The following is an 11210-nucleotide window of genomic DNA, read 5'->3' on the forward strand; positions in this document are numbered from 1 at the left end:
CCGGCCCCCCCCGCGCCCCTCATGCACCCCACCACGGCCGCCGCGCCCCAGTACTGGGCAACGCAGCCCCCTCCCCGCCGGCCCGGGGGCCGGGCCCATCGCCCGCCCCCGGCCACGGCATTCCGCGGACGGCACCGAGGGGAGAACGCATGAGGATCGACGAGTCACTGGTCAGGGAGCTTCTGAACGCTCCGTCGGACGACGCCGTCCTGGTGCTGCTGGAGGGCCGTGCTCAGGTGGTCGAACAGGCTGCCCTCGGCAGCGAGCAGTACCGCGGGGCGGCCGTGCTGATCTCCCGCGCGGAGCTGGTGGAGCGGATGGGCACCCCGGAACCCGCCCAGGAGGACGTCACACGGCTGTCGGCCTCGTTGCAGGACGCGGTAAACAAACTCGGCGCCTGACGCCACCCCGCGCCAGCACGACACGCGGGTACCTGTGCAGCTGTCACAGGCGCTGATGCGGCTCAGGACGGTCAGGACACGCCCATGCTGCTCGACCGGCTCGCCGCGGGTGACATCTACACGGCTCACCTGGCGACGCACACCCTCTCGCTCGAGCAGGCGCCCACGGCGTACGACATGCTCAAGCCCAGACCGGCCCGGCTCCCACCAAGGCACGGTGCGCTGGCCACGCGCGCTCGGCCTGCCCCGACGGCTTCCGGACGGCCCGCCGGCTCGGCCCGTGCTGCGTCTCAGCAAGGCTGGCGGCGGGCGTGCGCACGGCCGTTGATGGCGTGACGCTGGCTTGGGTGAGCGTTGGCCTCTGATCTACGAGGCTCAGGCGCCGTCGGCGGTGACGAGGGCGGGGTCGCACGTCCGCAGCGCCGTGACGTAATTGCCGCTCGGCCCGTAACCGGAGAAGGTCGCCCAGCCGCCGGGCTCGATGACACGGCAGGGAGCCCACTGGCCGTTCGTGTACTCGACCGTGACGGAGACGGTGTCGCCGCAGCCGTTATGGACGTCGGTGTAACGCCAGCTCTGGAAGTGCTCCACGCACTCCGGAGCCGGCGATCCAGTGGCCGCCACAGCGGATGGAACGGCGGTGAGGGTCATCAACAGGCCCGCCGCGGTCATGGTGGCGAGAGCGACGGGACGCGGTATGCGTGTCATGTGATGTGCCATGTCCCGAAGTCTCAGGACGCACGGATACTCATGCAAGTTTCTGCAAGGCTTTTCAGCCATGATCTCATCGAGCGCACCAAATGGCAGGCCAGCTACCCTTTTGAAGATTGAAATATGTTGCACTCCTCGCGCATGTCGCACTGATAGGCCGGTCTATTCGGGGTGGGCTGTCTACGGTGCGAGGGACGCGTGGGGCAGTGTGCTGTCCTCAGGGACGGCGGGGGGCGGCAAGGCGTCGGGAGAGACCCGCCTCGGCTGCGACGACTGCGAGTTCGGCGCTGGGCGTGCGCGTACGCCCACCAACCCGGGATGACCGTCCAGCGGCTCCTCTGCCCGCCTAATGATGAGAGCGCTCTCAATCCGCACGGGAAGCGTGCCCGTCCCGCAGGTGATCCGTCAAGACTCGAACGCAGAGCGGCTGCGACTCGTCCCCAACCACCTTCCAACTGCCTTCTGTGTCGCATCTATTGACGTCGAGGTTTCAACAGTCTTACGTTTCCGGCCAACTGAGAGCGCTCTCGAAATGTTCTGGACACCCCCGTGAGACCCCCTATCCCGTCGTGACGACACGAGGTGCCCCTCCATGCCATCCCCCCGCAACAGACCAGCCGCAGTGCTGGTCCTGGCCGCTGCCCTCGCCGCCACCGGACTCGGTCCGGCGGCTACCCCGGCTGCCGCCGCCACGATCCCCGTCGGCGCCGGCAGCTACTCCGACACCCACCCCGCCGGTACGGTCGGCCCCACGACCAACACCGGCACGCCGGTCACCCCCAAGGTGACGTCCGCCGCGCAGGGCAAGCCCGTGCCCACCAACGACTGGTGGTCCTCACTGGCCTTCCAGCGGTACGGCGACAACCCCCACTCGACCCCGATGTACGGCCACCCCCTGACCTACCAGGCCGTCTCCGGAGGCCTGCAGATCGGCTACCCCACCACCCCCACGATCGTCGGCGAAGGGCGCCAGTACGAGTACGCCCACAAGGCCGACCTGACCCTCGGCCTCACCGGGCTCAACTCGCCCGACACCAAAGCCGATGCGTGGAGCGACTGGACCGTCACGCCCTACTGGTCCGACGGCACCCGCACCCTGCGCACCACCATCGGCCACGGCATGCCCTTCGTCTACGCCAAGGGCACCGGCGGCAACGCCCAGATCACCACGGCCTCCACGCCCACCGTCTTCGCCGACCAGGGCAACGTCCTCGGCATCACGGTCGCCGGACACCACTACGCCCTCTTCGCGCCCACCGGCAGCGACTGGAACGTCTCCGGCTCGGCCGTCACCGCGGGCCTGGGCGGCAAGGACTACTTCTCCGTCGCCGTCCTGCCCTCCACCGACGCGCTCGCCACGTTCCGCAAGTACGCCTTCAGCTTCGTCACCGGCTCCACCGTCTCCTGGAACTACAGCGGCGGGACCGTACGCGCCACGTACACCCTGACCACCGAGGCCAAGGAAGGCACCGAACGCGGCACGCTGCAGGCCCTCTACCGGCACCAGTGGCTCAACACCACGGACGCGCTGACCCCGTACACCTACGTCTCCCCGCGCGGCACCATGAAGGTGCGCGAGTCCGCCTCGTTCACCACCTCGCAGAAGGCATCCCCGGTCCTGCCCGGCCTGCCCAGGACGAGCGGCGTGGATGCCGCCCGGCTGCGCGGCTACCTCAATGACGTAGCGAACGCCTCCGACCCGTTCTCGGGCGCCGTGGACACCTACTGGACCGGCAAGGCACTCGGCAAGCTCGCCCAACTGGTGCCGCTGGCCGACCAGATCGGCGAGACCGCGATCCGCGACAAGCTCCTCGGTCTCATCAAGGGCCGTATGCAGGCGTGGTTCACCGCGGGCGGAGCCAACGAGTTCTCCTACGACCAGGCATGGAAGACGCTCACCGGCTACCCCGCCTCCTACGGCAGCGACAGTGAGCTCAACGACCACCACTTCCACTACAGCTACTACGTCTACGCGGCCGCGATCGTGGCCCAGTACGACCCCGCCTGGGCCGCCGACTCCGCCTGGGGCGGCATGGTGAAGACCCTGATCCGCGACACCGCCAACCCCAGCCGCACCGACAGCGCCTACCCGTTCCTGCGTGGCTTCGACGTCTACGCCGGCCACAGCTGGGCCTCGGGTCACCAGGGCTTCGCCGCCGGCAACAACCAGGAATCCTCCTCCGAGTCGACCAATCTCAGTGCGGCACTGGTGCTGTGGGGTTCCGCCACCGGTGACTCGGCCCTGCGCGACCTCGGCAGCTACCTGCTCACCACCGAGGCGGAGGCCATCGCCCAGTACTGGTTCGACGCCGACGAGCAGGTCTTCCCCTCCTCCTTCGGCCACGACACCGCCGGCATGGTGTGGGGCAGCGGCGCGGCCTACGCCACCTGGTGGACGGCCAACCCCGAGGAGATCCACGGCATCAACGTCCTGCCCGTGACCGGCGGTTCCCTGCACCTCGGCGGCGAAAAGGCGGCCATCCGGCGGAACGTGGCGGAGATGGAACGCGAGAACGGCGGCCCCGCCGTCGAATGGCGCGACATCCTCTGGGAGTTCCAGTCCTTCGCGGACCCGGCGGCGGCGAAGGCCAAGTGGGACGCGGGCCACGCCTCGTACACCCCGGAGGCCGGCGAGTCCAAGGCCCACACCTACCACTGGATCCAGACCCTGCACACCCTCGGCGCCCCCGACCCCACCGTGACCGGTGACCTGCCCACCTCGGCCGTGTTCGCCAACGGCACGAACCGTACCTACGTCGCCCACAACTACGGCTCCAGCGCACGCACGGTGACCTTCTCGGACGGCAAGTCCCTGTCCGTGCCGGCCCGTTCGACCGCGACCGGCACCGGAACCGGCGGTGGCCCCGCCCCGGACCCCGATCCGCCGACGGGCAACACCTTCCAGCTGCGCTCCGGCGGTACGCTCACCACGGCCACCGGCGGCACGGCAGGCAGCGACACCATCGCCTCCGCCGGGGGCACCAACCACGACGGCACTCCGTACCAGCCGCTCGTCTACGAGGCCCGCGGCGTCAACGGCACCCTCACCGCGGGCGCGAGCACCGCATTCCGGTTCCAGGTCGACGCGGGCACCACGGTGGGCCTCGGCCAGCAGGTAAGGATCAGCTACGACCTCACCGGCAACGGCTCCTTCGACCGCACGGAGACGTACAACTACTTCGCCACCGACCCGGTGGCCGGATGGGAGCAGTACGCCCAGACACGCGGCCTGAAGTCGGCCACCGGAAGCCTGGGCAACCTGGCGAACGGCACGGTCCGCCTGGAGGTGTGGAGCGCCATCGGCAACGGCCCGGCCAAGCTCCAGACCGGCACGGACAACTCCGTGCTGGTGATCCCCTTCAGCTGACCCGCTTCACCCCTCACAAAGAGCGCGGTGGGCACCGGCAACCGAGCCGGTGGCCACCGCGCTCATGCGCGTGCCTGGCGTCAGGCCGACGCCCGCCGCACCAGCGACGTCGGCGTGATGACGCAGGAAGGCGCAGGACTCCCGGTCTCGTCGAGCATCCGCATCAGCAGCTTCACCATCAGCCGGCCCATGCCCTCGATGTCCTGGTGGACGGTGGTGAGCGCCGGCTCGGACAGCTCCACCACCGACGCCATGTCGTCGAACCCCACCACGGCCACGTCATCGGGGACCCGCACCCCCCGCTCCCGCAGCGTGCGCAGCGCCCCCAACGCCATCAGGTCGCTGGAGACGAACACCCCGTCGACATCAGGGCGCCGCTCCAGCAGCTGGGCCATGGCGAGGGCGCCGCCCTTCTCCGTGAAGTCACCCTGGCACATCAGCGCCGGGTCGGCGTCGACGAGGACGTCGTGATAGCCGGCGACCCGGTCCAGGGCCGCCGTCAGATCGGGCGGGCCGGCGATGTGCGCGATGTTGCGCCGCCCCAGGGAGACGAGGTGCTGGACCGCCTGACGGGCCCCGCCGCGGTTGTCGCAGTCGACGTAGGGCACCGCAAGACTTCGGTCCACGACCGACCGGCCGCCGAACACGGTGGGAATGCGGGACTTGTCGATCAGTGCCGGCAACGCGTCGTCGTTGTGCACGGAGAAGGCGAGCGCCCCGTCGACATGGCCGCCGCCGAGGTAGCGGGCGATCCGGTCATGATCACCACGGCCCTCGACCCACAGCAGGACGAGCTGCGTGTCGTGCGCCGTGAGTTCGCGGCTGATGCCGCGCACCTGCTGCTCGAAGAACGGGTCGGAGAAGATCCGGAATTCCGGCTCCGCGATGATCACGGCCACCGCGCCGTTGCGCCGCGTGACGAGGGTGCGGGCCGCGTGATTCGGTACGTAGCCGAGCTCCTCGACCGCCTGGCGCACCTTGTCGACCAATGGGGCCCGCACCCCCGCACCCCCGTTGACCACCCGGGACGCGGTAGCCCGGGAGACGCCCGCGCGGGCTGCGACGGCTTCCAGAGTGGGGCGGGACCCCATGATCGGCTCGGGCAAGGCGGGCACTCCCTTGTCTGGGGCACGTTCGGTCTGCGGCGAAGCGGCGCGGTCAGGATATCGACAGCCGACGGACGCGTGAGAGCGCTCACAAGCGGGGTGCATGAAGGTGGGCCGAGGACGAACGCTTCGTGGGGGCGGTTCGGCACTCCCACGCACGTTTTCGCATATGGGGTAAACCGCCACGGCCGTTGCGCCATGATCCTGCTGTACCGGTTCGCCGGCGGGACGCACAGGTGACCGAAGCGGGGGAGGCGCGGCGATGCGGAATGAACTCCTGGGAGAGCGCTACCAGTTGGTGCGGCTGCTCGCCGAGGGCGGCATGGGGCAGGTGTGGGAGGCCCAGGACGAAACGCTGGGCCGACGCGTCGCGGTCAAGGTGATCTCACAGCTCGCCGGCGGCGGGAGCCAGGGCACCGAGGCACGCGCCCGGTTCCTCCGCGAGGCACAGATCACCGCGCGCCTTCAGCATCCCAACATCGTGACCATCCACGACGTCGGTGAGTCGGCTACCGCCCATGGCAGGGTCCCGTTCCTGGTGATGGAGCTGGTCCGGGGCGAGAGCCTGGACGCGAAGCTGCGTCGAGGCCCCATCGCCCTGCGGGACGCGGCTCTGGGGTGCGCAGATCAGCGACGCGCTGGCGGAGGCCCACGACGTCGGAATCATGCACCGTGACATCAAGCCCTCCAACATCATCATCACGCCGTCCGGCATCGCGAAGGTCCTGGACTTCGGCATCGCGCGTGCCATTGACCCCTACGCGACCGCGAACCGCCTCACCCAGACCGGCTTCATCGTGGGCACACCCCCGTACATGGCCCCCGAACAGGCACGCGGATTCCCCGAACCGCGCAGCGACCTGTACGCCCTGGGCTGCCTGCTGTTCGAACTGATCACGTGCCGACTGCCGTTCCAGGCTCCCGACACCGTGGGCTACCTCTCGGCACACCTCACCCAGGAACCCCCCGCCCCCAGCTCGGTCCACCCGGGCATCCCCTCCAGTTGCTCGCGGTGGACGTGGTGGTGGGGACCGTCGAGGTGGTTGTGCTCGCCCTGGGCGCCTTGTTGCTGTCCCAGCGCAAGATGGCCGGACGCCGGATGCTCGCCGCGACCGGTGGCGTGACGGCTCTGCACGGTCTGAGCGTCAGCGTTTAATACCTGCTGGTGGGAGGGCCCTCGGAGGTCGCGGTGATGGCCTACGTCATTGGTCCGCTGACGGCTGCTCCGGCATTCGCTGCGGTGGTCATGGTGCTACGTCCGTCCACAGGCCGCTGGTGCCGGCTCGCTGAACTGCCGGGCTCGGGCGTCCACCTCGGTACCCCTTCGCTGGGATCCCGTGCCAGAACCGCGACCATTGCGACGGCGTCGGTGTGCCTTCTGACGGTTCCGGTCATTCCCCTGGCGACCGAACAGATGGTCCAGGCAGGTGCGTTGGCGAACGCCTCCCGCACGGTCCAGATGACGTTGTTCGGCGTCCTGGCGGCCATGCTCGCCATGGGTGTGCTCCTGCTGCTGGTGCGGAACACGGCCGGGCGCTGGCTGATCATGGTGAGCGGCATCGGCCTCTCCCTCCAAGCGATGACAGCCATGCGCTTCTTCGGCGCGATTGGCCATACCATGCGAGGGCTTCTCCCTCTGGTGGCACTCACGGCGGCACTCGCCGCCCTTCTGGCCGTGTTCCCGCCCGCCGACGGTCAACGTCAGAAGCCGAGCTAAGGGGTGTGACACACACGCCTCACCCCGAAGCCGGAAGCGCCATGACGGCTACGTCGAAGTAGTTGTCAGCACTCTGGAAGGCTGGAGCCCGGTTGCACTTCCCGGGTCAGCTCTCATTCAGCAGCAGCAGTCGCAGCAGCCCCCGCCACCGCAGCAGCCGTCTCCCGAGTTGCCACCGGAACCACCGGATCCCCGACCGCCCCCACCCGAACCACCTGTGGATCCCCCGGAGTTGCCGCCGCCCCGTCCGCCGGACCAGCCGTCGCCCCCGGAGTCGTCCCGACGAGAGTTCCCCTTGCCTTCGAACTGCCAGGCCTCCGCGGCCTCCTCTTGGGCATCCTCCAGATCGCAGGTGCAGCAGCTTTGGCACAAGCCGCAATCGCGGCACAACTGGCGCCACTGGCCGCACCGCCGACACTGCCCCTCCGGGGGCCGGCCCGACGCCATCCCGGCGCCCTCCGGCCCCGCGCCGGTCAGCGCCCCGACGCCGCAGGCCGCGCCCGTGTCAGCCTCCGCGGGCGGCTGCGTCGCGGTACGGCGGCCCAGCCAGGGAAGCACACGCGGGCCCCGCGCCTCGTGGCGGTGCTGGTGGTGACGATGCCGCGAGTCGAAGACGCGCTCGACGGCACGATCCAGCTCGCCACCCAGCAGCGCCCGCGCCAGCCGCCCGTCGACGAACTCGGCGTCGGACAAGGCGAGTCGGATCCCATGGACGGCGTCGTCGCAGAGCCGACGCACCTCCGTGCGGTCCGCTCCGGTCGCGGCGATCGGGTTCCACGCCCCGGTCGACTCGTCCGCGGCCAGGTCCTCCACCGCGTCGAGCAGATGCGCCAACCGACCGAACAGACGGCCGGCCTCCGCGAGCGGCTCAATGTTTCCAGGGCGGCCGGCGAGTACCGCGGTGTGCGCGAAGGCGGCGGCGGTTGCCGTCTCCGTCGGTTCCGTGACCGTCAGGAGCGAGTCGCCCGAGCCGGTCAGCCGCTCTATCTCCGACTGCCGTTCGACCGCGGCGATGAGGACCGCGGTGTCGAAGCCGAGCCGTTCGCCGCCCGCGGCACCCGCATGGTCCCAGCCCTGGGCGATCCGGCGCGCCGCCAGCGTCACCGGGCGGCGGCCCAACAGGCCGTCGCCGTCGGCCACATGGTCACGTACTTTCGCCGCGGCCAGCACCAGCGACACCGTCGCAGCCTGCCGGGCGCCCTCACCCTGTGCCACGTCCGCCGACCGCATCCTGCGCAGTGGGCACGGGCCGGCGCCTCGCCGCCAGTCGCCGGTGCGCTCCGACTGCGCCTCGGTCAGCACCGAGACGATCAGTCCGTCGTAGTTGGTGGCCACCCGTGCGAACTGTCCGTACTCGCCGCGCAGCGCCAGGCAGAGCCCGCACAGATGCGCCATCCACTCAGTACGCATGCCCTCGCCCAGGCGATGACGGCATGGCCTGATGATTCCGAACATTGAAGCTCCCCCGTAGTCACTGCTGTGAGTCACAGCCGGACGGGAGCCGCCCGTAAGGCACGACCACGCGCACCGCAGGATGGCCCGCCACCCGATGGGCGCCATGCTAGAGCCTGCCCGTACAGGCGTTTGTCCTGTCGTGTCGCCGCGGTTGGTGAACGGAGAAGGCTTAAGGCGGTCGGTCTGCCTGCAGCCGGGCTGGTCGGGCGCTGTGCCGCCTGCCAGCCCTTGAGAACCCTTGCCAAGGAGCGTCGCAAACTGCTCGATGGGCCCTCGGATCCGACGACGCGACATATCCTTCGCCCGTGAAGCTGCGCTTCGAGACACGCCAATCCGACTCGCCGTGGGTCGACACCGTGTGGACCTGCACGAGCGAGCGGGTCACGGCGATGACGTCGGTGGCGGGGGTGCGCTGGGGCCTGGTGTTCTGGGAGCAGGAAGGCCAGGCGTACGCGGCCATCACCGGCCCCGAGACGCGGACCGGCACGGCACCGGTGCCCCGGGGCGCGAAGTTCACGGGCATCGAGTTCGCCGTGGGCACCTCGCTGCGGGCCGTGCCCATGGCAACGCTGGTCGACGGCGGCGTAGAGCTCCCCGACACCACGCGCCGGGCGTTCCGCCTGGACGGCACGCGCTGGGAGACGCCCGGCCCCGACGACGCCGAGGCCCTGGTCGAGCGTCTCGTCCGGGCCGGGATCGTGGTCCGCGACCCGCTCATCGCCGAGGTGCTGCGAGGCCACCACCCCGCCGTCTCGGAGCGCACCGTCGAACGCCGGTTCCGTGCCGCGACCGGGCTGACGCGGGGGGCCGTCCGGCAGATCGAACGCGCCCGCACCGCCGCCGAGTTGCTGGCGGCCGGCGCCCCGGCCGCCGACGTCGTCACCAAGTTGGACTACTTCGACGAGCCGCACCTGGCCCGAGCACTGCGCTCCTACGTAGGGCGCACCGCCAGACAGTTGCGCGAGGGCGCCGGTGGCGCGATCGCCCTCGATACGGATCAGCGCTTGACGTCGTAGACCAGCTTCAAGATCCCGTTCGAGTAGCTCTCCGACTCCCGCAGCGTCAGCATCTGCTTGGCACGGTCGGCCCGGCCGAACACGCTCTTCCCGGCACCGAGCAGCACGGGAAAGACGAGCAGGTTGTACTGGTCGATCAGGCCCGCGTCCGACAGCCGCCGGGCCAGCTCGGCGCTGCCGTGAATGAAGATCGCGCCGCCCTCGCTCTTCTTGAGTGCGGCAATGTCCTCCGTCGAGCGCAGGATGGTGATCGGCCCCCACCCGTCGACGAGGGCGTCGTCGGACAGCGTGGACGACACCACGTACTTGGGCAGCTCCTTGTAGGCGGCGTGGTCCTCCGAGTCGGGCCAGACCTGCGCGAACGCCTCGTAGCTGCGGCGGCCGAACATCAGCGCCGTCGTGTCAGCCAGCTCCTCGCCCTTCAGCGACCAGGCTTCGGGGACGAACTCCAGGTCGTTGACCACCCAGCCGCCGCTGCGGTGGCCCTCCTCCGTCCCGCCGGGCGAGTCCACGACGCCGTCGAGCGACATGAAGCCGGTGTAGACCAGGTCACGCATGGTGCTTCTCCTCAAGATCGGGCGAGCTGCTGGGTTCAAGCTAGTGCGCGGCCGCGCGGGCTGTCTTGTACGGAAACGACAGCGGGCTCAGAACACGCCCCGGAGCGCTGCCGCGGCCCTACCTGGGCAAATCCGGCTGGCTACTGCATCAGCTCGGTGTGGGGATGGTGCGGGGCCGCCGGGCAGATGTAGAGCTGCGGTTTGTGGCTGCTGCCGATCTGGACGGCGGTCGGTTGCCTGAGGGTGGGGTAGCGGTGGTCAGGGGAGGACGCGGCGGCTTGGTCTTCGTACGGGATCCAGTCGCGGGTGCTGCTGTCCCATTCGAACGTGGCGATGGTGAGCAGCGGGTCCGGGTCCATTTCGGTGTCGCAGGCGGGACAGAGCCGGGGGACAGACCTTCCAGCCGGGGGAGACGGAGTGAGTATGTCGGTGATGTCGGCCGCGGACCGCCGGAACAACGCGGTCCTGGGCATGTAGCTCTCCGTAGGGTGGTCGAAGAGGCCCCACAGCACCTGGAGCACATCGGCGCCGGATCGCCACCCTCGCCTGGTGTCACCGTCGCAGACGTACCTCCGCCAGCAAGTCGGACGCTTCCGTGTGCGGGACGTCGCAGTGTCTGCGGTGAGGGTGCGCCGCCGGGGATGCAAACGGGTCGCCGTGCGTGCCGGCAGGGCCAGTTGAGGGAAGACCGCGCTTACGTCGACCGGCCGTGGCGGGTGTGACAGCAGGCGCCGCCCTCGTCACTGTTCGAGGTGGATTACCTTCCTGTCGAACGCTCAGAAATCTATCGTGACGGGAGTAGACATTGGCCTGCCGTCTGGTTATGGTTTCTCTCGTAGCTCAGAGAGACAGCAAGGCCTGGCAGAGATGAACTGCCGGC

At 69.7% G+C, this 11210-nt stretch carries 11 protein-coding genes; 6 read left to right on the forward strand and 5 right to left on the reverse strand.

Annotation, left to right across the window (positions count from 1 at the left end; all coding sequences use genetic code 11):
* The first annotated feature begins 149 nt into the window (after positions 1-149).
* Positions 150-401, forward strand: coding sequence for a hypothetical protein (locus tag ACWD1Z_RS35430; RefSeq protein ID WP_451124709.1), 252 nt, complete (start codon positions 150-152; stop codon positions 399-401).
* Positions 402-776: 375 nt separating this feature from the next.
* On the opposite strand, the gene ACWD1Z_RS35435 is transcribed toward ACWD1Z_RS35430, so the two are convergent.
* Complete coding sequence (locus tag ACWD1Z_RS35435) at positions 777-1109, reverse strand: alpha-amylase (RefSeq protein WP_451124711.1); 333 nt, start codon at positions 1107-1109, stop codon at positions 777-779.
* 595 nt (positions 1110-1704) lie between these two features.
* Here ACWD1Z_RS35435 and ACWD1Z_RS35440 point away from each other — a divergent pair.
* On the forward strand, positions 1705-4479 hold the full coding sequence (locus ACWD1Z_RS35440; protein ID WP_451124713.1) for a glycosyl hydrolase: 2775 nt from the start codon (positions 1705-1707) through the stop codon (positions 4477-4479).
* Positions 4480-4559: 80 nt separating this feature from the next.
* Here the strand turns inward: ACWD1Z_RS35440 and ACWD1Z_RS35445 are convergent, their stop codons facing one another.
* Positions 4560-5585, reverse strand: coding sequence for a LacI family DNA-binding transcriptional regulator (locus tag ACWD1Z_RS35445; RefSeq protein WP_451124715.1), 1026 nt, complete (start codon positions 5583-5585; stop codon positions 4560-4562).
* A 262-nt stretch (positions 5586-5847) separates the two neighbouring features.
* Between ACWD1Z_RS35445 and ACWD1Z_RS35450 the strand changes: the two genes are divergently transcribed.
* The 3 genes from ACWD1Z_RS35450 (at position 5848) to ACWD1Z_RS35460 (ending at position 7302) form a co-directional block, all read left to right on the forward strand.
* Positions 5848-6261 (forward strand): protein kinase domain-containing protein, encoded by a 414-nt coding sequence (locus ACWD1Z_RS35450; protein WP_451124717.1) that lies wholly within the window; start codon positions 5848-5850, stop codon positions 6259-6261.
* Complete coding sequence (locus ACWD1Z_RS35455; protein WP_451124719.1) at positions 6251-6709, forward strand: serine/threonine-protein kinase; 459 nt, start codon at positions 6251-6253, stop codon at positions 6707-6709. Before ACWD1Z_RS35450 ends, ACWD1Z_RS35455 begins: the two co-directional genes overlap by 11 nt.
* A 68-nt stretch (positions 6710-6777) precedes the next feature.
* Positions 6778-7302: a hypothetical protein gene (locus ACWD1Z_RS35460; RefSeq protein WP_451124721.1), complete on the forward strand. Its 525-nt coding sequence runs from the start codon at positions 6778-6780 to the stop codon at positions 7300-7302.
* 117 nt (positions 7303-7419) lie between these two features.
* Here the strand turns inward: ACWD1Z_RS35460 and ACWD1Z_RS35465 are convergent, their stop codons facing one another.
* Positions 7420-8757 carry a DUF5685 family protein gene (locus tag ACWD1Z_RS35465; protein ID WP_451124723.1) on the reverse strand — a complete coding sequence of 446 codons (1338 nt, stop codon included), beginning with the start codon at positions 8755-8757 and terminating at the stop codon, positions 7420-7422.
* 305 nt (positions 8758-9062) lie between these two features.
* Here ACWD1Z_RS35465 and ACWD1Z_RS35470 point away from each other — a divergent pair, with 305 nt between their 5' ends.
* The gene (locus tag ACWD1Z_RS35470; RefSeq protein ID WP_451124725.1) at positions 9063-9773 is read left to right on the forward strand and encodes a helix-turn-helix domain-containing protein; all 711 of its coding nucleotides are present in this window, start codon (positions 9063-9065) and stop codon (positions 9771-9773) included.
* On the opposite strand, the gene ACWD1Z_RS35475 is transcribed toward ACWD1Z_RS35470, so the two are convergent.
* Positions 9755-10330 carry a dihydrofolate reductase family protein gene (locus ACWD1Z_RS35475; RefSeq protein ID WP_451124727.1) on the reverse strand — a complete coding sequence of 192 codons (576 nt, stop codon included), beginning with the start codon at positions 10328-10330 and terminating at the stop codon, positions 9755-9757. The genes ACWD1Z_RS35470 and ACWD1Z_RS35475 overlap by 19 nt on opposite strands.
* Positions 10331-10470: 140 nt before the next feature.
* Positions 10471-10689 carry a hypothetical protein gene (locus ACWD1Z_RS35480; RefSeq protein WP_451124729.1) on the reverse strand — a complete coding sequence of 73 codons (219 nt, stop codon included), beginning with the start codon at positions 10687-10689 and terminating at the stop codon, positions 10471-10473.
* Positions 10690-11210 lie beyond the last annotated feature (521 nt).

It is taken from the genome of Streptomyces sp. NPDC002784 (assembly GCF_053592135.1).